The 22,107-nt window shown below is 62.5% G+C and carries 29 protein-coding genes and 1 tRNA gene; 12 read left to right on the forward strand and 18 right to left on the reverse strand.

Annotated elements, in window-relative coordinates:
• Positions 1–41: 41 nt before the first annotated feature.
• Genes LJF34_RS01520 through LJF34_RS01530 form a run of 3 tightly spaced genes read right to left on the reverse strand, consistent with a single transcriptional unit; the run spans position 42 to position 3,849 of the window.
• Positions 42–812 (reverse strand): metallophosphoesterase, encoded by a 771-nt coding sequence (locus tag LJF34_RS01520; RefSeq protein ID WP_231182869.1) that lies wholly within the window; start codon positions 810–812, stop codon positions 42–44.
• Positions 812–2,581: a hypothetical protein gene (locus tag LJF34_RS01525; protein ID WP_231182870.1), complete on the reverse strand. Its 1,770-nt coding sequence runs from the start codon at positions 2,579–2,581 to the stop codon at positions 812–814. The genes LJF34_RS01520 and LJF34_RS01525 overlap by 1 nt, the downstream gene beginning before the upstream one ends.
• On the reverse strand, positions 2,578–3,849 hold the full coding sequence (locus tag LJF34_RS01530; protein WP_231182871.1) for a Single-stranded DNA binding protein: 1,272 nt from the start codon (positions 3,847–3,849) through the stop codon (positions 2,578–2,580). The genes LJF34_RS01525 and LJF34_RS01530 overlap by 4 nt, the downstream gene beginning before the upstream one ends.
• Before the next feature lie 862 nt (positions 3,850–4,711).
• Between LJF34_RS01530 and LJF34_RS01535 the strand changes: the two genes are divergently transcribed.
• A complete protein-coding gene (locus tag LJF34_RS01535) occupies positions 4,712–5,344 on the forward strand; it encodes a 2,5-diamino-6-(ribosylamino)-4(3H)-pyrimidinone 5'-phosphate reductase (RefSeq protein ID WP_231182872.1) in 633 nt (210 codons plus the stop codon).
• A gap of 26 nt (positions 5,345–5,370) precedes the next feature.
• Here the strand turns inward: LJF34_RS01535 and asd are convergent, their stop codons facing one another.
• Positions 5,371–6,405: an aspartate-semialdehyde dehydrogenase gene (gene asd / locus LJF34_RS01540; RefSeq protein ID WP_231182873.1), complete on the reverse strand. Its 1,035-nt coding sequence runs from the start codon at positions 6,403–6,405 to the stop codon at positions 5,371–5,373.
• Between the two features lie 176 nt (positions 6,406–6,581).
• Here asd and LJF34_RS01545 point away from each other — a divergent pair, with 176 nt between their 5' ends.
• Entirely contained in the window at positions 6,582–6,743 is a 162-nt protein-coding gene (locus LJF34_RS01545) for a hypothetical protein (RefSeq protein WP_231182874.1), read from the forward strand.
• Between the two features lie 53 nt (positions 6,744–6,796).
• Here the strand turns inward: LJF34_RS01545 and LJF34_RS01550 are convergent, their stop codons facing one another.
• Together LJF34_RS01550 and LJF34_RS01555 are read right to left on the reverse strand one after the other, a co-directional pair.
• Positions 6,797–6,973, reverse strand: coding sequence for a 30S ribosomal protein S17e (locus LJF34_RS01550; protein WP_231182875.1), 177 nt, complete (start codon positions 6,971–6,973; stop codon positions 6,797–6,799).
• 55 nt (positions 6,974–7,028) lie between these two features.
• Positions 7,029–7,307 carry an acylphosphatase gene (locus LJF34_RS01555; RefSeq protein WP_231182876.1) on the reverse strand — a complete coding sequence of 93 codons (279 nt, stop codon included), beginning with the start codon at positions 7,305–7,307 and terminating at the stop codon, positions 7,029–7,031.
• A 172-nt stretch (positions 7,308–7,479) separates the two neighbouring features.
• On the opposite strand from LJF34_RS01555, the gene LJF34_RS01560 reads away from it, so the two are divergent.
• Complete coding sequence (locus LJF34_RS01560) at positions 7,480–7,848, forward strand: hypothetical protein (RefSeq protein ID WP_231182877.1); 369 nt, start codon at positions 7,480–7,482, stop codon at positions 7,846–7,848.
• Between the two features lie 281 nt (positions 7,849–8,129).
• Here LJF34_RS01560 and LJF34_RS01565 read toward each other — a convergent pair whose 3' ends face one another.
• Together LJF34_RS01565 and LJF34_RS01570 are read right to left on the reverse strand one after the other, a co-directional pair.
• Positions 8,130–9,011, reverse strand: a complete 882-nt coding sequence (locus LJF34_RS01565; protein WP_231185023.1) for a DNA glycosylase — start codon at positions 9,009–9,011, stop codon at positions 8,130–8,132.
• 40 nt (positions 9,012–9,051) lie between these two features.
• Positions 9,052–10,095, reverse strand: a complete 1,044-nt coding sequence (locus LJF34_RS01570) for a dipeptidase (RefSeq protein WP_231182878.1) — start codon at positions 10,093–10,095, stop codon at positions 9,052–9,054.
• Positions 10,096–10,200: 105 nt separating this feature from the next.
• On the opposite strand from LJF34_RS01570, the gene LJF34_RS01575 reads away from it, so the two are divergent.
• Both LJF34_RS01575 and LJF34_RS01580 read left to right on the forward strand, forming a co-directional pair.
• A complete protein-coding gene (locus LJF34_RS01575) occupies positions 10,201–10,650 on the forward strand; it encodes a DUF555 domain-containing protein (protein WP_231182879.1) in 450 nt (149 codons plus the stop codon).
• Positions 10,651–10,818: 168 nt separating this feature from the next.
• Positions 10,819–11,028 (forward strand): ribbon-helix-helix domain-containing protein, encoded by a 210-nt coding sequence (locus LJF34_RS01580; RefSeq protein ID WP_231182880.1) that lies wholly within the window; start codon positions 10,819–10,821, stop codon positions 11,026–11,028.
• Here LJF34_RS01580 and LJF34_RS01585 read toward each other — a convergent pair.
• Positions 11,020–11,430, reverse strand: a complete 411-nt coding sequence (locus tag LJF34_RS01585) for a hypothetical protein (RefSeq protein WP_231182881.1) — start codon at positions 11,428–11,430, stop codon at positions 11,020–11,022. The genes LJF34_RS01580 and LJF34_RS01585 overlap by 9 nt on opposite strands.
• A 175-nt stretch (positions 11,431–11,605) precedes the next feature.
• Between LJF34_RS01585 and LJF34_RS28810 the strand changes: the two genes are divergently transcribed.
• Complete coding sequence (locus tag LJF34_RS28810) at positions 11,606–11,740, forward strand: hypothetical protein (protein WP_255665570.1); 135 nt, start codon at positions 11,606–11,608, stop codon at positions 11,738–11,740.
• A gap of 37 nt (positions 11,741–11,777) precedes the next feature.
• Here the strand turns inward: LJF34_RS28810 and LJF34_RS01590 are convergent, their stop codons facing one another.
• From LJF34_RS01590 to LJF34_RS01605, 4 genes are all read right to left on the reverse strand, one after another.
• Positions 11,778–13,853 (reverse strand): CHAT domain-containing protein, encoded by a 2,076-nt coding sequence (locus tag LJF34_RS01590; RefSeq protein ID WP_231182882.1) that lies wholly within the window; start codon positions 13,851–13,853, stop codon positions 11,778–11,780.
• A 109-nt stretch (positions 13,854–13,962) separates the two neighbouring features.
• The gene (locus LJF34_RS01595) at positions 13,963–14,637 is read right to left on the reverse strand and encodes a hypothetical protein (protein WP_231182883.1); all 675 of its coding nucleotides are present in this window, start codon (positions 14,635–14,637) and stop codon (positions 13,963–13,965) included.
• A gap of 104 nt (positions 14,638–14,741) precedes the next feature.
• On the reverse strand, positions 14,742–15,032 hold the full coding sequence (locus LJF34_RS01600) for a DUF5779 family protein (protein ID WP_231182884.1): 291 nt from the start codon (positions 15,030–15,032) through the stop codon (positions 14,742–14,744).
• Between the two features lie 47 nt (positions 15,033–15,079).
• Positions 15,080–15,532 carry a ferritin-like domain-containing protein gene (locus LJF34_RS01605; protein ID WP_231182885.1) on the reverse strand — a complete coding sequence of 151 codons (453 nt, stop codon included), beginning with the start codon at positions 15,530–15,532 and terminating at the stop codon, positions 15,080–15,082.
• Between the two features lie 292 nt (positions 15,533–15,824).
• Between LJF34_RS01605 and LJF34_RS01610 the strand changes: the two genes are divergently transcribed.
• Positions 15,825–15,980: a hypothetical protein gene (locus tag LJF34_RS01610; RefSeq protein ID WP_231182886.1), complete on the forward strand. Its 156-nt coding sequence runs from the start codon at positions 15,825–15,827 to the stop codon at positions 15,978–15,980.
• An 83-nt stretch (positions 15,981–16,063) separates the two neighbouring features.
• On the opposite strand, the gene LJF34_RS01615 is transcribed toward LJF34_RS01610, so the two are convergent.
• On the reverse strand, positions 16,064–16,297 hold the full coding sequence (locus LJF34_RS01615; RefSeq protein WP_231182887.1) for a hypothetical protein: 234 nt from the start codon (positions 16,295–16,297) through the stop codon (positions 16,064–16,066).
• A gap of 226 nt (positions 16,298–16,523) precedes the next feature.
• On the opposite strand from LJF34_RS01615, the gene LJF34_RS01620 reads away from it, so the two are divergent.
• Entirely contained in the window at positions 16,524–16,679 is a 156-nt protein-coding gene (locus tag LJF34_RS01620) for a hypothetical protein (protein WP_231182888.1), read from the forward strand.
• 1 nt (position 16,680) lies between these two features.
• Here the strand turns inward: LJF34_RS01620 and LJF34_RS01625 are convergent, their stop codons facing one another.
• From LJF34_RS01625 to LJF34_RS01635, 3 genes are all read right to left on the reverse strand, one after another.
• Positions 16,681–17,277, reverse strand: coding sequence for a protein sorting system archaetidylserine decarboxylase (locus tag LJF34_RS01625; protein ID WP_231182889.1), 597 nt, complete (start codon positions 17,275–17,277; stop codon positions 16,681–16,683).
• On the reverse strand, positions 17,277–17,726 hold the full coding sequence (locus LJF34_RS01630) for a DUF5799 family protein (protein ID WP_231182890.1): 450 nt from the start codon (positions 17,724–17,726) through the stop codon (positions 17,277–17,279). Before LJF34_RS01630 ends, LJF34_RS01625 begins: the two co-directional genes overlap by 1 nt.
• Positions 17,727–17,939: 213 nt before the next feature.
• Positions 17,940–18,215: a ribonuclease P protein component 4 gene (locus tag LJF34_RS01635; RefSeq protein WP_231182891.1), complete on the reverse strand. Its 276-nt coding sequence runs from the start codon at positions 18,213–18,215 to the stop codon at positions 17,940–17,942.
• A gap of 165 nt (positions 18,216–18,380) precedes the next feature.
• Between LJF34_RS01635 and LJF34_RS01640 the strand changes: the two genes are divergently transcribed.
• Positions 18,381–19,427 (forward strand): glycosyltransferase, encoded by a 1,047-nt coding sequence (locus LJF34_RS01640; protein ID WP_231182892.1) that lies wholly within the window; start codon positions 18,381–18,383, stop codon positions 19,425–19,427.
• A gap of 41 nt (positions 19,428–19,468) precedes the next feature.
• Complete coding sequence (locus LJF34_RS01645) at positions 19,469–20,575, forward strand: glycosyltransferase (protein ID WP_231182893.1); 1,107 nt, start codon at positions 19,469–19,471, stop codon at positions 20,573–20,575.
• Here LJF34_RS01645 and LJF34_RS01650 read toward each other — a convergent pair.
• On the reverse strand, positions 20,572–21,396 hold the full coding sequence (locus LJF34_RS01650; protein WP_231182894.1) for an HD domain-containing protein: 825 nt from the start codon (positions 21,394–21,396) through the stop codon (positions 20,572–20,574). The genes LJF34_RS01645 and LJF34_RS01650 overlap by 4 nt on opposite strands.
• Before the next feature lie 287 nt (positions 21,397–21,683).
• On the opposite strand from LJF34_RS01650, the gene LJF34_RS01655 reads away from it, so the two are divergent.
• On the forward strand, positions 21,684–21,977 hold the full coding sequence (locus LJF34_RS01655; RefSeq protein ID WP_231182895.1) for a twin-arginine translocase TatA/TatE family subunit: 294 nt from the start codon (positions 21,684–21,686) through the stop codon (positions 21,975–21,977).
• Between the two features lie 33 nt (positions 21,978–22,010).
• A tRNA-Arg gene (locus LJF34_RS01660) sits at positions 22,011–22,083 on the forward strand.
• The last annotated feature ends 24 nt before the right edge of the window (positions 22,084–22,107 follow it).

A 22,107-nucleotide genomic window follows, 5' to 3' on the forward strand; every position in this document is an offset into this window, starting at 1 on the left:
GGACGGTCCAACACCGTGCGGCGTGAAAACACGCACGGCCGTTAAATCGCGTCGTACCGACCCAACCGCGTGCCGTCCAGCAGGTACGCCTCCCCGTCGGTGAGTCCGTCCGGCAGGAACGGCGCGAGGAAGTCCTGTCCGGCGACGTTCACCCACGTCCCACCCGTCAGGTCGTTGAACGCGGGAAAGACGACCAACCTGCCGTCGTTCGACATTTCGGCACCGCCGTCCGCGCCGTCCGCACCGTCCGCGCCGTACTGTTCCTCGAACGCGTCGGGATTCACCGTTCCCCGCAACCAGACGCGCTCGATTCGACTGCCGCCGACCGAATCCTCCAACCGCACGCACGGGTGTTCGTGGCCGACGCACACCACGTCCGCGGAGAGCACGTCCCCGTTCGGCCACGTGTGCCCGTGAACGAATCCGACATCGCCGAGGCGGATTCCGTCGCCCGGCGTCACTGTGCAGTCCACCCACGATTCGATGTCGCCGTCGTGATTTCCCTTGACCAGCGTGACCGGCCGGTCGATGGATTCGAGGAGCACCTCGATTTCGCCGCGCTCCGCTCCGCCCGGCCCGGCGATGGAGTGCATGAGGTCGCCGAGGACGACGACCCTGTCCGGGTCGGTGCGCTCGACCAGCGATTTCATCCGGTCGCGGCGCTCCCCGGCACGGCTGTCGAGGGAGATTCCCTGTTCGTATCGGAGTCCCGCCTCGATCCCGGCGTGGTAGTCCGCCACGACGAGCGCCCGTTCGTCGCCGAGCGTCGCGGTCGCGGCGGGTTCACCGGGGACCGGTTCGACCAGCGCCATCAGATGGGTTTCAGGGTCTCCTCGCCGGATTCATAACAGCGCCCGGCCATCAGCGCGTCTTGAAGCGCGTCCTCGACGTCGGCGGGCGTCACGTCGTAGGAATCGACGACGCCGGCGAGCAGGCGGTCACGCTTCACGCCGTCGCCGTCGTTCATTCCGCGCATGACCTCCATCACCGTGTTTTCGAGGTTCTCGGGGACCGGTTTCTCGCCGCCCGCGCTCGCCGGTTCGGCTTCCGGTTCCGCCGCCTCGGGTTCGTCGTCCTCGTTCGGCGTCGGTTCCGGTTCGGTGGCTTCGGTCCCCTCCGGTTGCGCCGCGTCGGCGTTCGGACCGGTCGCCTCGGCCGGTTCTGCGGCGGTGGTATCGTCCGGTTCCGCCTCCTCCACCTCCGTCGCCATCTCTTGGGCCGGTTCCGGCGTCTCGATGTCGGCCTCGCCGGGGTCGGCGACCTCCGCGCCGCTGGTGAACTCGGTGCCGAACTCCTCCTCTATCTCCTCGCGCTCGCCCTCGTCGAACTCGTACATCTCGCCGCTGACGTCCTCGCCCATCGGTTGGTCGTCGAAGTCACCGAGGTCGTCGTCCGACCCATCGGCGTCGAAATCGCCGAGGCCGCCCGTGGATTCGTCGGCGTCGGGGCTTTCGCCCGACGGTTCCGTGTCGAACTCCTCGACGTCGGTTTCGCCGACGGGTTCCGGTTCGACCGGGTCGTCCGTCTCCGCCGGTTCGCGGGCTTGGGCCGGAGGCGTGTCCGGTTCCGGGTCCGAATCGGGGACGGTCGTTTCCGCGCTCGACTCGTCCGCCGGCTCGGATTCCGTCTCGAACGTCGATTCGGCGTCCGCCGATTCCGGTTCCGTCGGTTCGGCGTCGGTCAAGTCAGCGTCGCCCGGTTCGGCGTCGGTCGATTCGAATTCGGCCGGTTCCGTTCCGGACTCGCTCTCCGAGTCCGGTTCGAATTCGGTGCCGAACTCGGGTTCCGGTTCGGCTTCGGCGGTCGGAGTTTCGTCCGATTCGGTTGCGTCCGCTCCGGTTTCGACCGCGGGCGCTTCGAGCGAGACGTCCGCATCGAGCGTCACGTCTCCGGATTCGTCCGGCGATACGTCGAGGGAACCGACCTCGTCCTGTTCGCCCGCCACGACCCGTGTGGCGTCGAGCGCGACGTTCTGCAGTTCCGCGAGATACGGCGTGTTCGTTCGGTAGTGGTCGAGCGCCAGCGGAACGCCGGCCGCGAGTCCCGTGTCCACGTCGGCGGCTTCGAGAGCGTGTTGCAGTTCCTCGCCGTACTGACCGGAATCGAGCGCGCCAGCGAACGTCCGGATGCGCGAGAGGGTCTGTTCGGCCGTTTGGACGACCCAGCGGTCGCGCGTTTCGGCGTCCACCGCGTTCATGCTCTCGGGTCGTATCGAGGTGTACACGAGGTCCGAATCATCGGGTTGGAAGGTTCGTGCCTTGCCCGTCACGGCGACGAACATCGGCGGGTCTGCGCGTTCGAGGAACGCGAGCGCGTCCGGTTGATACTGCCCCGCGTAGATGACGAACCCGCCCGTCGGGTCGACGATTCGGGCGCGAAGCACCTCGTCGCCGACCCGCTCGATTTCGGTCAGCACGCCGACGACGAACAGTCGATTGATTCGTGCGCCGGTCGGCGTGACGACGTAGTTCGGCGCGCGTTCCTCGTCGCTGTCCGAGTGTTCGAGCGAGGAATCGTCGTACTCGGCGGCGAAAATTCGCCACGCGACTTCCCGACGGCCGACCCCGCCCTGCGAACTCATGCGTCCACCTCCGCGAGGAAGGCCTTGGCACGGTTGACCGGTTCGTCGTCCGTTTCTGCGAACTCGCTCGCTTCGAGGTTCGCGCCGTAGTCGTCCACCGAGAGGTTGCCCCGAACGCGGTACTCGCGTCCGACGATCTTCTCGCGGATGCTGTCCGCGACGACCTCCTGGTCCATCGCGTCACGCGCCTGCTGACGGGCCTTGTCGAGGCCGCCGCCGTACACCTCGGCGGTGAGTTCATCGTCCAAAATCGCGGTGACGGTGCCCGTCCCGTCGTCCACGATGGCCTTCACGCGCAGGTCGTCTCGGCCGTCCACTTGGCCGTGGCTTCTGCACTGTCCTTTCTGTACGACGCGGCCGCACTCGGGACAGCGCTGGATGAGTCCCGACCCGTCGCGGACCGCGACGATGTTGCCGAGGACCTCCACGTCGAACGCGCCGCCGGTTTCGACCGCCTCGCGGACGGACATGCGCGTCGCGCTGTCGTTCACGTCCACGTCGCGCGCGAGCGGTTCGACGGTCGTGAACTCCGAGAAGTTGATGGACGGCACGCCGCGGAACTCGCGGACGTACACGTTGTCCACGCGAACCGTCGCACCGTCCGTCACCTCCTCGCGCGCTTCCCAGTCGGTGAACGGGAGGCGCGCGGATTCGTCGGCGACGACGCCGCTCTTTATCTCCGTCTCGCCGTCCCGTCCGTCGATGACCTTGCTCTCGACTTCGAGGAGGGTCACTTCCAGCGAGACGCCGCGGTCGCCGGGCGTCACCTCGGCCAGTGTCGCGTCGCCGCCGACATCGTACGGCACGTCGAGGTCGGTTTCCTCGCGCGCGACGTTGGTACTGTCCCCGAGGTTGAGTTCGGGTTTCCCCTCCCATTCGCGGACGCCCGCGTTTCCGGCGGTGATGACCTGCCCCGCGTCGAGGTCGAAGTCGTTCCACGCCGTGTAGGAAATCCTCCCCGTCTCGTCGGCGAGTTCGCCCTCGAAGATGGTCTGTTCGTTGCCCTGATAGCGAATCGAGCGCTTGCCCACGGTGAGCACCTTCGCGGTGATCGTGACGTTGCCCATGTCGGTCGTCACGTCCGCGATGTCGGCGGTGGACGGCGCGGAACTGCCGCCGCCACCGTCGCCGTACTTCCGGCGAAGGCTCTGTTTGGCTTCGTTTATCGGGACGCTGTACTCGATGAGGTTCTGCAGGTCTGCTTTGACCTCCTCTTTGTCAACACCGAGGTCGGAGGCGAGCGCCTCGGCATGATCGTCGACGTTCATCACCCGAAGTTGGGACGGGATGGATTAAAAGTGTTCGTCGTCGCTAGAAGTGTGAGCGGGAATGGAGGTGGAATCGAAATCGACCGAAATTCGCTATCGCCCGGCAAGTCCCCACGCGAAGACCACCCCGATCAGCATGATTGGAATTCTCCCGTAGGCCAGTACGAGACCGAGTGCAACACAGCACCGCAACCGCACCGCCACTGCACCACAATCCTCCCCAACCGACTCCTTCACTTCGTTCAGTCGCCCCTCGAACGGGCACACTACCGTGCGCCTTCGCGCGCCGTGTGGTTGGTCCGTAGCGCCCAACCCACCCAGCGTCAGTAGCGCGCAATCTGTCCAGCCGAATGGCGCGCGCCGAAGAGATGGTTCGGCCAGCGGTCCGGCCGAACCATCTCGGAAGATCCGTGCGAGGGATGAGTGACGCCGCGACTGAAAGGAGCGGCGGAGAGAATCGGTTGGGGAGGGTGTGGTGCGTTGCGGAGGCGGTACAGTGGTGGGGCGATTGTGGTCTTCATCGCCGCTCGGCAGTTGTACTCATAGCGCTCCCGGAAACGACTCAAAGCGACCGTGAGCGGGCGGGGGCTTTCGAGGTGGTCTGCCTCCTAGCAACTGAAACGACAGACCAACTCGAAGTCACCAGTTCGTCGCGAGCTCAGTCGGAGCGTTGCTCCGACAACGTCCCATTCGAACGCTCACTGGACCGATCGGGCGGGGGCTTTCGAAGTCCGCTTCTCGGTAACTGCAATCACAAAACAACCAAAGACGCCAGTGCGTAGCGGGCGAGTACAGAAGTAGCATCGAAATCACTCCGGTGACACCGAAAGCGGTTTTCTCCGGCGTACCGTATGTCGGTCATATGCACGTGGTCGTCAACGCCGCGATGAGCGCGGACGGAAAGCTCTCCTCGCGTCAGCGCGAACAGGTCGCCATCAGCGGCGCGAACGACTTCGATAGGGTTGACGACCTGCGGGTCGAAAGCGACGCCATCGTCGTCGGCGTCGGGACCGTCCTCGCGGACGACCCCTCCCTGACGGCGGACGACGGGCCGAACCCGGTGCGCGTCGTCGCGGACTCGCGAGCGCGGACGCCGCTCGACGCGGAGGTGGTGGACGACAGGGCGGAAACCCTGATTTTCGTCGCCGAGAGCGCGCCGAACCAGAACGTCCGGGCGCTGCGGGAGGCCGGGGCGGACGTCGTCGTGGCCGGAAACGGCCGCGTTGCACTTCGAGACGCGTTTTCGGAACTCGAATCGATGGGAACCGGACAGGTGATGGTCGAGGGCGGCGGCGAACTCATCTTCTCGCTATTCGACGGGGGACTGGTGGACGAACTCCGCCTCTACGTCGGGTCGCTGGTCATCGGCGGGCGCGAGGCACCGACGCTCGCGGACGGCGACGGCTTCGTCGAGCGAACATCGTTCCCGGACCTCGAACTCGATTCGGTCGAGCGCGTGGATGACGGGGTTCTGCTCCGCTATCTGGTTTCCTGACTTCGAAAAACGAACCGCGGTTTTCCCTACACCCAGCCCTCTTCGACGAGGAGTTCGCCGTTCAACACGCTGGCACCCGCGGCCCCTCGAATCGTGTTGTGTGCGAGGCAGTTGTACTGGATTCCGGCGGGCGTTTCCTGCACGCCGCCGACGGCCACCTGCATGCCGTTTCCGAGGGTGCGGTCGAGGCGCGGTTGCGGACGGTCCGGGTCCTCGAACACCTCGATGAGCGGGTCGGGTGCGCTCGGTAGGTCGAGGGTGGTCGCCCCCGCGAACGCCTCCTCGGCGCTCGCCTTCGTGATTTCCTCGTCCGTCTCCGCCCACACGTTTTCGAGGTGGCCGTCGAGCGTCGGGACTCGGTTACAGGAGGCCGCCACGTCCACGTCGTGCTGGACGATTTCGCTCCCGTCGAACGACCCGAGGAGCTTCTTCGGTTCGGCTTCCATCTTCTCCTCCTCGCCGCCGATATGGGGAATCACGTTGTCGATGATTTCCATCGACGTCACGCCATCGTAGCCCGCACCCGAGACGGCTTGCAGGGTGGAAACGTGAACGCGCTCCAAGCCGAAGGCGTCGAGGGCGGCGAGCGTCGGGACCATGGTGATGGTCGAGCAGTTCGGGTTCTTCACGAGCGCGCCGTCCCAACCCCGCTCGTCGCGCTGAACTTCGATGAGGTTCAGGTGGTCCGCGTTGACCTCGGGGATGACGAGGGGAACGTCGTCGGCCATCCGGCTGTTCGAGGAGTTCGAGGAGACGACGTAGCCCGCCTCGGTGAACTCCGGTTCGACGTCCGCGGCGACGCCGGAGGGAAGCGAGGAGAAGAGGAGGTCCACGTCGTCCGGTACCTCGCCCGGGTCCGTAGCGCGTACTTCGATATCGCCGACGTAGTCCGGAATCGGGGAGTCGATTCGCCATTTCGCCGCTTCGCGGTAGGCCTTTCCGGCGCTGTCGTCGCTCGCGGTTATCGTCGTCAGTTCGAACTCGGAATGCCCGTCGAGCAGTTGAATGAATCGCTGTCCGACCGCTCCGGTCCCACCAAGGATTCCAACGGTAACGCTCATGTGGGATTCGATAGCAGGAGTGTGCAAGTAGCTTTCGACGGTGTCGGTGTTTGCCGTGAGGCGAGTGGGGACGACATTCTGCAAATCGCGGACGGGCGTTCCGAACGACGTCGCTGCATGCCACGGAATTCGACCGAGCGCTATGCTAATATACTGGACGAAGCCTCTGAAGCCGTATGGATAGGGTGGTTGTCACCTGTGAGGGGTGTGGTCATCCGTGCACCGTCCGCGTTCGTGACGATGGCACGTACGTTCTCCCGACGGATACCGGCGAGTGCGAGCAGTGTGGTTGTACCGAATTTTTACAGGTTTCGGGGGACGTCATCGGGAACGATTGACACCGCTCGCCGTGCTGTCCGTCGGTGAAAAGTGACGCCGAAACGATCGAGAATTACTCTTTCTTGCGCGTGACGTATCCCGCGATACGGTTGCGGACGCCCTTCGAACCGATGTTGGTCAGTTGTTCGACGCTGTCCTTGTTCTGGTCGAAGTCCTTCGTGAACGCGGTTGGGTATCGTTCCAACAGGATGGTCCCTGTCTTCTTCACGTAGTCGGGTTTGATTGCCATACCGGACCCTTCCCGATAGCGGGCCTAAAAGCATTCGTTCTCGTTCGCCGCCGTCCTACCGCCGAATCCGGAATCCGTCCTCGCCCTCGGGGGAGTCGTACTCGACCGACACGTCGTCCACATCTGCCGCCGGACTGCCCGTGTGACACCACTGGACCATCTCCTCGACCGCCGATTCGGGACCCTCGAAGACGGCTTCGACGCGTCCGTCCAAGAGGTTCCGCACCCAGCCGTCGAGGTTCCTCTCCTCGGCCGTATCGCGGGTGTTCGCACGGTAGTAAACGCCTTGCACGTTCCCGGAGACGAACACGTGTGCGCGAGTTCGGTCTGCCATATCCGGACTTCGAATCCGAGACACAAAACGGTCGGGGTCGTCGGTGTTTCGGACGGCACACCCCCTGGTCGTTCGATACCGTTCGAATCCGACGGATGAACGAAACGTTAATTCGACATGTTGAGAGATGATGTGCATGAACCGTCGTTCGATGATCTCCGCTGGAGCAGTGATGACTACGACGTTGTTGTCGGGGTGTCAATTCCTCCGGTCCGAGCCACCGGATCCGGACATTTCGATAGCGTCCGCGCGAACGTATCCGGTCTCGTCGGATCAGTTCGTCGCGGCGGTCCGACTCGAAAAGCGCGGGGACACGGAAGCGACGGCAACCGTACGATGGGAACTCGACGTAGGAGAGTACACGCAGGCAGTCGTGCAGGAATTCGTACTGCGCACAGACATAACCGAACTGACGGTTTCCCTGTTCACGACGGTGGCCGACGATACTCCTCCCGAAGCGCTTCAACGGTCGGAAGTCAAACTGATTCGCCCCGATGCCGCCGATTCCGGTTGGTTCGCGGCCCCGGTACAAACCGAGTAATCGAAGTGGGCCGTCGGTTCTCGTGGTGGGTGCGCCGCATTACGATTTCCCCGTCTGCGGCTTTGGGTGGTATTTCGGACCGGAGTGGGTGAGGTTCGCCCCTCGGGCGGCAGTTGCTCGTAGGCGAGGTGTTTGACAGCCGTTCGTATCTCCTCCTTCGTGAGGTCGAGTTCCGAATACTCGAACGACCTGAGCGCGAGATACGCGCCGATACCCGAAACCGCTACGTCGATGAGGAACGCGAGGAGGAGTCCGAACCGTTGCACGGCGAGATGATCGATTCAGCTCCGCAGGTAATGGAACACGTAGGTCTGGGCGTACCCGGCGTACTCGTTCCCGAACTGCTCCCGAATCGCCCGTGAAGTGTCTCGATACGACCCCCGTTCGCAGTGGGGGTAGTGGTCCTCGATGGCGCTTTGAATCCACGTGTCGAGCGGTACCGCTTCCAGATAGCCGAGCGCGAAGAGGAGCACGCAGTCGGCCACCTTGTCGCCGACGCCGACGAACGCCTGCATGGCGTCGCGGGCGTCCTCGTAGGTCAGCCCAGACACGTCCGCGGGCGTCGCTTCCCCCGAGGCGAGGAGTTCGGCGGATTTCTTGACGTACGGCGCTCTGTAGCCGAGTTTCAACGCTCGGAGGTCCGACTCGTTCGCCGCGGCCAACTGCGTCGGCGTCGGGAATGAGTGGTAGGTCTTCCCGTCGAACTCGATGGCGTCTCCGAACTGCCGGGCCAGCGCGGTTTGCATCCCGTAGATTCGACTGACGCGCATCTGGGCCGAGCAGATGAACGAGACGAGACAGGGGAAGAACGGGTCGCGGACGATACGCATCCCGCGATACTCGTCGTAGGCTGCTTCGACCAGCGGATCCTCGGGCGTCGCGTCGATTATCGCGTCCAAGTCGTCATCGAGGCGGAGAAGGGAGACGAGGAGCGATTCGGCGTCCGTCGTCGCCACCCACTCCAACAGGCCGTCCCGCTGGCGGGCGCGAACGACTTCGTCCTCCACGACGGTGTAGTACCACGCCGACCCGCCGTAGGCGCGAGTCGTCTCGTACATCCGTCCGTCCTCGCGCCGCCAGAGGTAGCTTTGGCCGCTCTCGACGGTCGATTGCAGGTCGAACCCACCCGGAAGGTCTTCGACGGGTATCGAACCGGTTTCCATCGCTCGGGGATGGGTATCGCGGGAAAGCAACTCTTTCGATTCACCACGTCGCGGCAAGGACCCGTCGCCAGTTCTCGTGAGCCACCTCGGCAAGGTCATCGTCGGTGAACCCCCGTTCTCGAAGCGCGGCCAGAACGTCGGGGAGGCCGGTCACGTCGCCCACCTCGTCCGGAACGCGCGCGCCGTCGAAATCCGATCCGAGGACGACGTGGGAGACACCGACGCGGTCGGCGACGTACTCGATGTGGTCGACGATGTCGGCCATGGTCGCGGTGGCCTCCGGGTCGGGTTCGTCCGAGAGGACCATGTCGAAGAAACCGATACCGACGACGCCGTTCGAGTCGGCCACCGCGTCTATCTGCTCGTCGGTCAGGCACCGCGAGTGAGGTGCGAGGCCGTGGACGCCCATGTGAGTGGCGACGAGGGGGTCGCTGCTCGTCTCGGCGACGTCCCAAAACCCCGTTTCGGTCAGATGTGCACAGTCGACGACGATTCCTCGTTCGTTACAGGCGCGGACGAGGTCCCGACCCGCGTCGGTCAACCCGTCGCCGATGTCGGGACCGCTCGGGTACTTGGTGGGGACACCAGCGCCGAAGGCGTTCGGGCGACTCCACACCGGACCGATGGAACGGACGCCCGCGGCGTAGAGGAAATCGAGGTTCGAGCAGTCGGGGGCGACACCTGCCGCGCCCTCGATGTGTGCGATCGCACCGAGGTCGCCGGAGTCGAGACAGGCGTCGAAGTCGTCCACCGAGCGGACGACGCGAAAGTCGTCGGCGGTGGCGGCGAGACGGTGGAGGAGTTCGAGCATCCGATACGTCGTCTCGCGTGCGCCCTCGTGGTCGAGCGCGTCCGGAATGCGAAACTCGTAGCCGTCGTCCGTCCATCGGAGTTCGTGGTCGTCGTCTCCCAGTGCGAAGGTGGCGAAAAATCCGACGCCGAGTCCGGCCTCCCGAGCGCGTGGGAGGTCGAGGTGGGTCGTCGGTTCCTCGACTGCACCGGTGAACGCCGCCACGGGGTCGTCGGTTCCGTACAATCGGAGAAGCGTATCGTTGTGGCCGTCCACCACTGGCGGAGTCGTCATTGCTACTGCTGGGTCCGAAGCGGACATAAGTAGTGGTGTGACGTGTCAAAAGGGCTATAAAGGGCGAAAATTCATACTATTGGCCCTGTAATTACTCTTGGGAGTATGAACTGTAGAGTTGTCGTCGAAGCCGCGATACCGGTATACGACGTGAAAACGCCGGATGAGGCGGTGCGTATCGCCATTTCGAAGACTGGCGAGATGCTCAATCCCGACCTGAACTACGTCGAAATAAACATGGGGTCACGAACGTCTCCGTCCGGGGAAGACCTCCCACCAGCGTTCATCGCCGCCGACGAGGCGCTCGTCGCCTTGGAGTTGGAGATGACGGTGTTCAACGTCGAGCGAGAGGAACACGCGTCCCGAATCGCTCGCAAGGAAATCGGCCAACGACTGGAGAACATCCCGCTTACCGTCCTCGACGTCGAGATACTCGAGGAGGAAGACGAGGGGGAAACCGACGCTGAGGCCAGCGATGACACCGACGATTCGGACGAGGAGACGGGGGATGACTCGGACGACGTGCTGCCCGAGTTCGAGGACCTCATCGACTGAATCGATATCTGGGGGAACCGTATCGCGCTGTTCGACCGCGGTGACGAATGAGGCGACGGTCGCTGTCGGAGAACCATCCACGGGCCACGGTTCATCGTCCGGAACGCCCGGGACGGTTCACGGGGACGGGACACAAACGATAACCGATGGGACGACCAACCGGGGGATATGACCGAATACACGACGGTTTCGATTCCGAAGGACCTCGCCGACCGCGTCGACGAGACTATCGATGGAACGAGTTTTTCGAGCACCAGCGACCTCGTTCGGTTCCTGCTTCGCAGCATCGTCATTCAACACCAGCGACAGGGTCGCCTGACGGAATCGGAGTTCAGCGAAATCACGGACCAACTGCGCGAGCTGGGATACTTAGAGTAGCTCCACGGGTGGTTCCGCGTCGAGGATGACGAGTTCCCGTTTTCTTCCGCTCCGGTCGAACGCCCCGACCATCTCGGTCGTCCACGGCGGGACCGCGATCAACACCACTTCGTGCAGGTCGTCAGTTTGTGCCACTTCGAGACGACCCTGTGGATGGGAGATGAACCGCCCCTGTGTCTGTCGGGCGGGAATCGAGAGGTCCATGCCGAACACGGCAGTCACCGATCCCCCCGCGTTCGGCGGATAGAAATGGGTGAACACGGGTGCCCCCGGTTCGAGATGGTCCGCACCGTCCAGTTCGCCCGCCGGAGTGACAGCCAACGAGACGGTCAGCTTTTCCGGCTCGGCGTCCGCGGCCAGTTCGAGGAGCGCGTCTCTCAATCCACGGGTGAGGAAGACCACGATGACACATTCGTGTCGTATCGAGATAACGTCATCGCCCGACGGCCCTTCAGGTGATAAATTAATAATGATTCCATGCGTGGCACTCGCATGATAATACAATATCGGAAACTCCTGTATAATTTCATAGATTAAAATAGAAAATTTTATATAATTTAAGATATAACTCATTTCTATGGCAGACAACAGCCTTACTACGTACCTCGAAGAGAACCCACGAATGATCGGCGTGCTGTTCACGATCGTGTTGCTACTATCTCAAACTGGTAACGTAGCAGGTGCCGTGATGACCGGGTCACGCGGACCGTAGATTCGACGTTCCCCTACAGAGGCACCGTGTGACCGAGCTAATCGAATTTCCCCGCATCGACCGCGTAGCTCCACGTGAACTGCCCGTCGAGTCGAACGGGAACGTCTTCCAAGGCGAGAAATCGAGCGAATTCGTCCTTGTCCAACGTAAGCGTGCTGAGTGTTCCGGATGCTAAATACGATTGGTTCGCCTCGTCCAGTTGCAAGTGCACGAACGCACCCATTCCATCGGAGTTGGAGAGATACGTGGTCGGCGTCATTTCGAACTGCTCTCCGTTCGTTTCGATATCGAAAAGAACGGCCGTGATACTCTCTGTCTGCACGACGTTGATGCTCCCGTCCCCGACGACGGTGTACTGCCCTCCGATGATACTCCGGTCGCGGGCGATGTCCAACGCGGCCCAGAGCGGGAATCCGCGGTTCAACAGTCGCGCCATCGTTTTTCCGACACGAACCGCCCCGCTGTTTATCACGTCACTCAGCGTGACAACACCGCCGATGGCTCCCGCCTCGATGAGCGCCATTCCCTGCTCGTAGGACTGACACGCGTTGAGGAGAAACGCCTCGACGCCGATGTCGTCGAGTTCGGCAGCGTCCAGGGTTCCGTCTCGACAGTTGAACCCGCCGTCGTCGATGTGGCCGATGTAGTGGAGGAAATGGGTCTCGGATTCGAGAACCGAACGAAGTTCCGCGACGGACAGATCGTGACGGACGGTCACGTCGAACCGGAGGTTCCGTTCCGAACCGTACACCTCGTCCGCGAGGTTCCGCTCTTCGTCCATCTCGTCGTCGTTGCAGACGACCGTTATGTCTATCTCCCCTTCAGTTGCCGTGCGTTCGAGTCGGTTCCGAAACGCGGTCAACGTCGCTTTGCTCGCGCCGAGCGGCGCGTCGTCGCCGACCCACACCTGTTCGAGCGAGTCGGCCCGTTCCGGTTCCACGAACGAACGCGGCGTCGCCGCCGTTTCCGACGTACTTCTGCTGTGTTCGCTGCTTTCGCTGCTACCACGAACGAACTGGTCGACCGCCGGCACCTGTATCGTCGACGCGGATACCTCCGTGCCGCGTGCGGTCCGAATGACCGCGAGGTCGTCCACGAGAAATGGCAGCATCTCGACGTTGCTCGCCGCCGGGGAGACGTGCGTCGTCAACTGCCACTCGGGAACGAACTCCTCGATGTCCGTGTACGGTATCGAGAGATATCGCTCCAGTCTCTCGGCGGGTGACGCGTCGTATAGGGCCGCAAAATCCAGTTCGACCATCGATTCGAGTTCCCGACGTTCGTAGAGGTCGACCGGATACAACCCCTCGGTTCGGGTCACACAGTCGAGGAGGAACGTCCGTTTCAACACCCGTTCGACCTCGGTTTCGAAGCCACGAGCCACGTCGAGAGGATGCTCGAAGCCGCCCGCGACGATTCGGGGTGTGTTCCCCGGAACGACCGTCGCACCGAGGTAGTATGCGAGCGAGGCGACGGCGTAAACGGATTCGAGCGTCGGTGGTACCTCGATAATCACGCCTGTTTCGGGCGGTCGTAGGTCGTCCGGGATATGAAGCTCGTCGCCGAGTTCGATCGCCGGCGGATGGCCGCGAAGGGTGGGAAACGCTCGCTCGGGACTGGTCGTCTTCAGCGCCGACCCGAACGTCGAAACCGCCGCCATCACGTCCGTCGGGTCGTCCGTCGTCGTCACCGTTCCCGATGGACGACGATGGAACGACCGCCCGCCGACGACGATGTCCGTCTCCGATCCGAACTCGAAGGATATCTCGTCGAACGTTGCACCGATGGAAAGCGTCTCCTCGACGTGGACGTACAGTTTGATGGGCGCACAGAGCTCGATACTGTATGGTCCATCCGGGAGCTCTTCGTTCGCTATTCCCTCGACGCTTCGTACCATCTCGCCGTCCGTATCACGGACGTAGGTGGCGACCGGTGGCGAAAGACGGAAGCCGTCGGTCGAAAGGCGAACTGCGTCGTCGACCGGAAACGGAAACGGATGATTCGCCACCGGTTTCGGTCGAACCGCACCGAACGTCCGAAGCGTACATGTGCGTCGTTCGATGGGGTCCTGTATGATGACCTCGTTCTCCCGACCATCGAACGAGATTGTCACCGAATCCCCTCCGAAACTAGAGGGGAGGAAATCCGGAGCGTATCGGACATACGTCGTATATGTCGACCGAATACTAAAAAACTATCGACGATCTGTAATTCTTACTGTCTCACGAGGATATGAATCCGCGAACCGTTTTCATCAGCAGGGCCGGATATCGTCGGCGGGAGCCATCGAGAGCGTCCGCGAGGATCACAGGGGCGTCGTCGAAGATACCGGGACCGTGTCCGACGAGGATTCGCTCGGGCGCCAACCCGCGCAGATCGTTCGGCGGGAGGAGTCGCACCATGGGGTGGACGCCCAATCGCTCGCGGCCGGTTCGGAAGTAGTCGGCGGTTCCGACGGATTCGGGGACGACGAGCGTTCCGTTCGTCTCGTCGTACAGCGCGGCCTCCTGCCACGCCGGATTGTCCACCAGTCGCAACACGCGCAGTCCGGTGTCGGCGAGCGTCGTCTCGAACCGGCGAACCGGAACCCCGCTCACGCTCCGGCGGACCCACGTGGGGAGATACAACGGCACGTCGTGTCGTTGTGCGATCTCCTTTGCATCGCGCATGTGCCGGTCGAGCAGGACGACGACGCCGGCGACGGAACCAAACTCGGCGAACAGGTCGTCGAGACCGGGGGCGTCGACCGGATCGATGACCCAGACGTCACCGTCGATGGCGAGGGCGTGACTCGCCCGTCCCATCGTCTCCTCCGGATGGGCGAGCCAGCCGACGCCACCGTCCCATCGGTCGATCACTCGATATTCGGTCGGGGAATCGGTTTCTTTCAGCGGCATACCCACAGTAGCGGGCCGACGCGCATAAATCGACGGGGCAACGCTTCCGTCCCGCGGTGGCTACGTGTCGCTCGCGTCCAGCGACTCGACGTACTCGGCGTTTCTCAGAGTTCGCTCGTATCGATTTCGATGTCGGGCGGTGAGATGATGAGAAACTGCCGAAAGTGAACCAGATTTCCGCCCTGTTTTTTCACCGCCGGTGCGAGGTCGGCCGCCAATTCGGACAAGTCCCCGTCGACGGAGAGAACGAGGACGTGCCCGTGCTCGATTGCGCCGAGGCGCTCCGCGATGGGAGTGGTTCCGTCGAGGATGCCGAGGATGACCCGTGCATCCTCGTCGAAATCTATCTCCTGTTCGGCCGCTTGTAAATCCAAATCGAACCCCGAATCGTTCATGGCGGTACCTCTCATCCCCCCGAGAAAAATCCTTGCCTTGGTTCGGATCAGTTGTCGTATTCGCGCTTGAACCCGCGGAATTCCGTCCGATGGGCCTCCTCGTCGGCGAGGATGGTAACGCCGAGGTCCTCGGTAACCGGGTCGTCGGCCTCTCGCGCCGCTGAGATGACGTCACGGTACGTCGAGATGGCGTCCTCTTCGGCTTCGAGGACCCCGTCGATGACCGACAGAACGTCCGTGCTGTCCTCGGGCGGTTGCAGGCCTTCCTGCCGCGCCTCGAAATCGTAGGACGCCGGGGGGCGCTCGTCCAACTGTTTGAGCCGTTGGCCGATCATCTCGGCGTGGCCCAACTCCTCTTGGATGTCCGTTTCGAGGCTTTCTCGCACCTCTTCTGCGCTCACACCTTCGAGGACGATGGAGTTCGTCAGGTAGTTCATCACCGTCTCGATTTCGTCGCTGTACGCCTTTCGAAGGAGATCCGTGACTTCGTTGCTCGTCATCGCCTCGGAGTACGCGGTGGGACTACGTTACGATTGTGGCGAACTCGACCGGCAACCCTTGCCTCACGCAAAACGGTTATATTCCTTGCCACACATTCACATGCCAACGATGGAACAGTACGTTAAAGATTCGCATACGCACGGTGCAAGCGGTGCTATCGTCGACCCGATTCCCACCGGAGGGGTTTTGCCGCATCCGCACCACTGAACGTCGAATCGACACCGAACGGCATCGACTGTGCATCGTGACAGAACGCACGAAATCCGAAGCGGACGACCGACACACCGATCAATGACAGACGAGAACTCACCATCCCGACCGACAGACGACGACCGAGAGAAAGAGACGATGGCGGAAATCAGCCACACACCCCCGTACGAGGCACCCGATGCGAACCGAGTGTTCGAGCGCGGCGGCGAACTGTTGACCGAAGAGCGCCGCTCCTGAGCGGTCGAATCGGAAAAAGAAGTCCCGTTTTTCCCGTTCTCCATCTCCCGTCGAGTCCCCGGACCCCCGTCCCCAGTCCCAACTCAGCGGATCGGTTCCCGTCCGCCGACGGGTTTCGAGGTATCCACGATCTCCGCGCGCGCTCCACCCTTCTTGACTTCGGTCGCAGTCATACATTCGAGGCACCCGAAGACCTCGTTCTCGTTGTTTCCGAACACGCGGGCGAAATCACGCGTCACGAAGGAACCGCAGCTTCGGCATCGGTTTTCGGCTACAGTGTCGCTTCCACTAGCAATCTGGCTGTTTGTCGTTGTCATGCTGAACCTCGTCGATACGACTAACATCAGTGTGGGTACTTTGTTATCCGGTGGCTGTCGGTGCGAAACCAACCACTATCGTTTGGAAAGACAACTCTACGATTTCGGTAACGACCGGTTACTCGGCCGGAACGGCGAAAATTGCCCTTGGAACCACGCGCCACGAGGGTCCGAAATTCGGTGACGGCCTATGCTTTAATGATCGTCCGGGCGGTAGTTTTCGCTGATGCCCAAGATAACACTCGACGAGGAAACCGTTTCGCGTCTCGACAGCCTCCGGGTCGAGGACGAATCCTATGACGAAATCGTCAACGAGCTCATCAACATCTACGAGGCAGAGGAGATGACGCTCTTCCACGGCGGCGACTATTCGAGCGACTGAATCAGTCGGCGTCCCATCGAGCGACGAGAGTTTCTCCCGCGCGCACGCGCTGACCTTTTTTCACTTCGATGTCCGCCACGTCGAACGATTCGGGGAGGAGCACGTCCGCCCTGCTCCCGAAGGCGATGTGTCCGAGTCGCTCCCCGTGAGCCAACTCGTCGCCGGGTTCGACGTAGGGGTGGATTCGCCGGGCGAACGCGCCCGCGATGAGCGTCAGATCGCAGGTCGAAAGGCCGATGTGGACTTTCTCGTTGTTGTCCGACTCCTTGCTGAACGCGGGGCGGTGGGTTCCCGGTTCGTGTTCGACCGATTCGACGCGCCCCGAGAGCGGCGCGCGGTTGACGTGGACGTCCGTCACGTTCATGAACACGCCGACGCGAACGCGGTTTCCCTCCTCGCGTATCACCGAGACGCGCCCGTCGGCGGGTGAGAGAACACCCGCGGAGGGCGGGGAACGCTCCGGGTCGCGGAAGAACAGAAGGACGGCACCCCCCGTCGCGAGCGCCGCGAGCGTAGCGACCGGCGAGAGCAGTCCGAGTGGCCCGGCGAGTAGGAACGGCGGCGCGGCGTATCGCCACGCGCCGGGTGCGACCTTCATCACTCCTGAACCGCGGCCCTGACACGCGCCCACTTCCCGTTCGATTCGAGGCGCGTTTGGAGTTCGTCAGCGTATCGTTGTGCTAGCCCTTCGGCGGCCGTGAGTCGCTCCTCGTCGACGCCGCTTCCGCCACCGCCGCCCAGTCCGAGCGCGTCCTTGACCGACCCGAAGACGCCTCGTCCTTCCTTTTTCGACGACTTTCCGGCCATCGAGTTCATCTGCGACTGGATGTTCTCCATCTCGGGCATCACCTGTCGAACCTTGCTCGTGTCGGCGACGAGTTTCGCGCGCTCGTCGTCGTCGGGGTGTTCGATGTCGAACTCGACTGCGGTCATCACCAGACCCCATTCCTGCCGGGAGAACTGGGAATCGGCGACTTCCTGTGCGAACTCCCTATCGACCGCCATTCTGTCCCCCACGATCATGTCCGTCCACCGTTGTCCACTCATAGGTGACTGTGCTATGGCACGAGACTTGGTAGTTTCGTCTCCGAGAACGGTGCGGGAGACGGGACGGGATACCGAGGAGACGGTGCGGTGACACGTGTGGAGGGCGAAAACCGCCCGGTAGGGAGTGCCTACGGGTGAAAATCCGACGCGTAATCACTGCTTTCCGAAACGAGGGATACAGAATCAAAAACCGAGGGTCGAACCGCGCGCGAGTCAGTTGTATGGATAGCGCGCGTGGTTGCCACAGTCGCAGGTAATGACGACGTGGCCGTCCTGTAATCGGACGCGGGCGTTCTTTCCGGGACGGAGGTACGCATCACAGGCATCGCAGCTAAATCGCTTGAACTGCCGGGGAAGCGAGAGGCGGTGTCGCTCGGCGATTCGCCTGGCGAGGCGGACGTACTCCCGCGCTCTGTCGTCGTTGCACTCCGTAGTGGCGTCCCGTGCAAGTACTTCGAGACGCTCTATTCGCTCTTGAGCTACAGTCATTCGGAATGGGGGGGTGGGGGGTTTCCGGGGCGAGACAGGACAAGGATAGAAATCGTTCCTGTATTGCCCCATGCGAGTCATGCTCGTACGGGAACAAATACTTTGCGGTCGTTCAATGAGTCCTTTCCGAAAGGAGTAATTGGGCGCTATGCAATCTCCCGCGCAGTGCGCGTACTCAACTATCTCGAACTCGAATCTCGGTTGGCCCGAAGCGGCATCGGCACCTCCACGAAGCAGCAACGCAAGGCGTTAGCGGAAACCGACGTCGACGTCATCACGTCGCCGTGGGCGGGGGAAACCCCGGTTCATGCACTCGCGTCCGGGGCAGTAGGGGGCCGTTTCTTCGCCGACTTCGACGTGGCCCACTGCAACCTCATCGGGCCGGGTTCGGTCGCCGTCGCGCGCCACGCGAAACGGAACGACATTCCGCTCGTCCTCCACTCGCACGTCACGAGCGAGGACTTCGCGGAGAGCTTTCGCGGGTCAAGTCTCGTCGCGCGCCCCCTCGGACGCTATCTGAAGTGGTTCTATTCGCAGGCGGACCTCGTGTTGTGTCCTAGCGAATACACGAAATCCGTCCTCGAACGCTACCCCGTCGACGCGCCGATTCACCCCATCTCGAACGGCGTCGACGCGGAGTCGTTGGACGGCTTCGAATCCCTCCGCGAGGAGTACCGCGCGCGCTACGATTTGGACGGCATGGTCGTCTTCGCCCTGGGGAACGTCTTCGAACGCAAGGGCCTCACGACGTTCTGCCGGGTCGCCGAGCGGACCGACTTCGACTTCGCGTGGTTCGGGACGGTGGACGACGGGCCGCACGCCAGTTCGACGGTCAAGAAGTGGACCGAGAACCCGCCGGACAACGTGACGTTCTCCGGGTGGGTGGAGGACAAACGCGGCGCGTTCGCGGCGGGGGACGTGTTCTGCTTCCCGGCGAAGGTGGAAAATCAGGGCATCGTCGTCCTCGAAGCCATGGCGTGTGGCAAAGCCGTCGTGCTTCGGGATATCCCCGTGTTCGACGAGTTCTTCACGCACGGCGTGGACTGCCTGAAGTGCGAGACGGAAGACGAGTTCCGACGCGCGCTCGAACTGCTCCACCGCGACCCCGAACTCCGGGAGCGACTGGGGGAGAACGGTCGGAAGACGGCGAGCGAACACAGTCTCAAGCGCGTCGGGGAACGACTTGTCGAGGAGTATTCAAAACTCGTCTGAAGTCATAAGCACTTAACTCCCCGTCGTCGAATGGCCGAACAATGAGCCGATGGGTCGCCGCCTTCACGGACACATATTTACCGACCATCAACGGCGTCACCTACACGATTCGAACGTGGCGCGATTTCTGGGAGAAGACCGGTAGCCGAATGGACGTGGTGTACCCCCAGTCCGATGAGTACACGCCGGAGCAGGGCGAACATCCCATCGGAAGCCTGCCGTTTCCCTTCTACGACGGCTATCGACTCGGAACACCGCGGATTCCGAAGGCCGTTCTCGACGCCGAAATCGTCCACTCTCACACGCCGTTCGCCATCGGCCTCGGCGGCCTCCGACTCGCACGAAAACACGACCGACCGTTCGTGACCTCGTATCACACGCCGACTGGGGAGTATGCGGACTATCTCGTCTCGAACGAGTCGGTCGCCGACTACGTGGAACGGGCGGCGGGCGCGTACGAACGGTGGTTCTTCGGACAGTCGGACGCCGTGCTGACGCCGAGCGAGGCGACCAGGAAACACGTCGTCGAAACCGTCGGCATCGATGCGCCCGTTCACGTCGTCCCGAACGGTATCGACGTCGAGCGGTTTCACCCGGTCGAAACGGGGGCGTTCGTCCGAAAGTACGACCTCGACGTCGACCGGCCGCTTATCGGCTACACGGGGCGTCACGGGTTCGAAAAGCGCCTGTCGGAAGTCATTTCTGCCGCCGACGGCATGGACGTGACCGTCGTCTTCGGCGGCGACGGTCCCGCCCGAAAGACGCTCGAAAAACAGGCTCGCGACCACGACGTGGACGTCCGTTTCCTCGGCTTCCTCGACCGGGACGAGATGGCGTCCTTTTACTCCGCCCTCGACGTGTTCGCGTTCCCCAGTCCCGTCGAAACGCAGGGTCTCGTCGCGCTGGAAGCGAACGCCTGCGGCACCCCCGTGGTCGGTGCGAACGCCGGGGCGCTGTCGAACACCATCGTCGACGGGGAGACCGGCTACCACTTCGAGAGCGGTGACATCGAAGGCGTTCGGGCGTCGATTCGCCGCGCGCTCGAAGAACGCGAGCGTCTCCGGGAATCGTGTCTCGCCCGCAGAAACGAAATCAGCGTCGAACGAGCGGTCGAAGGGTTGGAGTGGGTGTACGAACGCGTCGTTTAGAGTTCGACGCGCTCGACGATGTGGTCGCTCCCTTCGCGGACGTTCAGGGCGACGATTCGGATGTCGTCTTCCAGTCCCGACCCGTGGAGTTTTGCCTTGAGCAGGTTATCGACCTGATACACGCCCGCCGCGTTCAGCATCTCGATTTCGACGAGGACCGGCACGGTGTCGCCCTGTCGCAGGCTGACCTTCTTGATAGCTTGGCTGGAAACGGTGTTGATGCCGCGACCACCCTTCTCGTAGGGGATGCGCGAGCGGCCGTGTTCCATGTCGAGCGCGTCCGAGACGCGGATGACGCCCGCTTCGGTCGTCAGCGGGTCCTCCTCGGTGTGGTGGCAGAGGATGGCGTGGAGGATTTCGCCCTTCATCCGAACCGTGTTTTCGACGTCGTAGAAGTTCGGCAGTACGCGGTCGAGGATGTCCGACGCGAGCGGAATCGAGTAGTAAGAGTGGTCGTCGCGGTGGACGATATGGCCGATGTCGTGGAGCGTCGCGGCGAACGCGACGATGACGCTCTCGTCCGCCTCGTCCAGTCCCTCGTCCGCCGCGCCGTTGAACTCGACGCCGCCGCGTTTCAGCAGGTCGTAGAGCAAAAGCGCGCGGTTTCGAACGATTTCGATGTGTTTTCGCCCGTGGTCGTTGTACCCCTTTCTCGTCACAGCGTTGACGTTTTGGGCGTCCAGATACGCTTGAATCTCCTCGTCGTTGTGGATAAATTCGAGTACCTCGTTCAGCTTTTCGTCGGGGAAGGCGTGGTCAGCGTCCGGGTCGTACGCACGCCGCCCGTTCTCCGTTTGAGCTTCCATTTCCGCATCTTCCATGGCTCCGATTTCACGTTCTGGGGAGAAAAGCTCTCGGGGAAGGGTCGTTCGAACGCAGTGACCGGGACTCTCGAACGCGAATCGACGGACTTCGAGCGATCACGGACGGGTTTCCATCGTGATGGTTACTGGCAGGCGACCGACGTCATCGTTTCGCGATTTGACCGCGGGAGGGAAACGAAGAGTTGGACGTTTTCGCCCTGTGCGGTCGATTCGGAGTCTCGTCATCGCCCCCCTGAGAAGAGCAAAAAGCCTATAGTTGGCAACGGGTAAGAAACTGGTAGAGGATGTTCGAAATGATACCACTATTCGGGCCGGTTCCCGGAGGGATGGAGCTCGCGGTGATCCTGCTCATCGCGGTTCTCCTGTTCGGTGCAAACAAGATTCCGAAGCTCGCACGCTCCACGGGAGAGGCGATGGGCGAGTTCAAGAAAGGCCGCGAAGAAGTCGAGCAGGAACTGCAGGAGATGCAAGGCTCGAGCTCTTCCAGTACCGCGCGCGAAGTCGAAAGCGAACCGACGACGGCCACCGAAACCGAGACCGAGACCGAGACGGAAACCAAGACCGAGTCGGAATCGTAGTTGTTTTTCCTTCGAGTTATCACATATTACGCGGGGCGTGTGGCCTAGCGGATAGGGCGAGAGGTTCCTAACCTCTCGACCGCGGGTTCGAATCCCGCCACGCCCTGCATAGCGAACGCCAGTGAGCCGT

The organism is Haladaptatus sp. DYF46 (genome assembly GCF_021083305.1).
Taxonomy (GTDB): Archaea; Halobacteriota; Halobacteria; order Halobacteriales; family Haladaptataceae; genus Haladaptatus.

Coding starts and splice junctions, on each gene's coding strand:
- LJF34_RS01575 (WP_231182879.1), top strand. CDS start 10,201: ATGAACTGTAGAGTTGTCGTCGAAGCCGCGATACCGGTATACGACGTG.
- LJF34_RS01650 (WP_231182894.1), bottom strand. CDS start 21,396: ATGGAAGATGCGGAAATGGAAGCTCAAACGGAGAACGGGCGGCGTGCG.
- LJF34_RS01600 (WP_231182884.1), bottom strand. CDS start 15,032: ATGAACGATTCGGGGTTCGATTTGGATTTACAAGCGGCCGAACAGGAG.
- LJF34_RS01555 (WP_231182876.1), bottom strand. CDS start 7,307: ATGGCAGACCGAACTCGCGCACACGTGTTCGTCTCCGGGAACGTGCAA.
- LJF34_RS01610 (WP_231182886.1), top strand. CDS start 15,825: ATGACAGACGAGAACTCACCATCCCGACCGACAGACGACGACCGAGAG.
- LJF34_RS01645 (WP_231182893.1), top strand. CDS start 19,469: ATGAGCCGATGGGTCGCCGCCTTCACGGACACATATTTACCGACCATC.
- LJF34_RS01560 (WP_231182877.1), top strand. CDS start 7,480: ATGACTACGACGTTGTTGTCGGGGTGTCAATTCCTCCGGTCCGAGCCA.
- LJF34_RS01565 (WP_231185023.1), bottom strand. CDS start 9,011: ATGGAAACCGGTTCGATACCCGTCGAAGACCTTCCGGGTGGGTTCGAC.
- LJF34_RS01580 (WP_231182880.1), top strand. CDS start 10,819: ATGACCGAATACACGACGGTTTCGATTCCGAAGGACCTCGCCGACCGC.
- LJF34_RS01620 (WP_231182888.1), top strand. CDS start 16,524: ATGCCCAAGATAACACTCGACGAGGAAACCGTTTCGCGTCTCGACAGC.
- LJF34_RS01570 (WP_231182878.1), bottom strand. CDS start 10,095: ATGACGACTCCGCCAGTGGTGGACGGCCACAACGATACGCTTCTCCGA.
- LJF34_RS01630 (WP_231182890.1), bottom strand. CDS start 17,726: ATGAGTGGACAACGGTGGACGGACATGATCGTGGGGGACAGAATGGCG.
- asd (WP_231182873.1), bottom strand. CDS start 6,405: ATGAGCGTTACCGTTGGAATCCTTGGTGGGACCGGAGCGGTCGGACAG.
- LJF34_RS01550 (WP_231182875.1), bottom strand. CDS start 6,973: ATGGCAATCAAACCCGACTACGTGAAGAAGACAGGGACCATCCTGTTG.
- LJF34_RS01615 (WP_231182887.1), bottom strand. CDS start 16,297: ATGACAACGACAAACAGCCAGATTGCTAGTGGAAGCGACACTGTAGCC.
- LJF34_RS01595 (WP_231182883.1), bottom strand. CDS start 14,637: ATGCCGCTGAAAGAAACCGATTCCCCGACCGAATATCGAGTGATCGAC.
- LJF34_RS28810 (WP_255665570.1), top strand. CDS start 11,606: ATGGCAGACAACAGCCTTACTACGTACCTCGAAGAGAACCCACGAATG.
- LJF34_RS01545 (WP_231182874.1), top strand. CDS start 6,582: ATGGATAGGGTGGTTGTCACCTGTGAGGGGTGTGGTCATCCGTGCACC.
- LJF34_RS01605 (WP_231182885.1), bottom strand. CDS start 15,532: ATGACGAGCAACGAAGTCACGGATCTCCTTCGAAAGGCGTACAGCGAC.
- LJF34_RS01625 (WP_231182889.1), bottom strand. CDS start 17,277: ATGAAGGTCGCACCCGGCGCGTGGCGATACGCCGCGCCGCCGTTCCTA.
- LJF34_RS01520 (WP_231182869.1), bottom strand. CDS start 812: ATGGCGCTGGTCGAACCGGTCCCCGGTGAACCCGCCGCGACCGCGACG.
- LJF34_RS01525 (WP_231182870.1), bottom strand. CDS start 2,581: ATGAGTTCGCAGGGCGGGGTCGGCCGTCGGGAAGTCGCGTGGCGAATT.
- LJF34_RS01535 (WP_231182872.1), top strand. CDS start 4,712: ATGCACGTGGTCGTCAACGCCGCGATGAGCGCGGACGGAAAGCTCTCC.
- LJF34_RS01655 (WP_231182895.1), top strand. CDS start 21,684: ATGTTCGAAATGATACCACTATTCGGGCCGGTTCCCGGAGGGATGGAG.
- LJF34_RS01530 (WP_231182871.1), bottom strand. CDS start 3,849: ATGAACGTCGACGATCATGCCGAGGCGCTCGCCTCCGACCTCGGTGTT.
- LJF34_RS01635 (WP_231182891.1), bottom strand. CDS start 18,215: ATGACTGTAGCTCAAGAGCGAATAGAGCGTCTCGAAGTACTTGCACGG.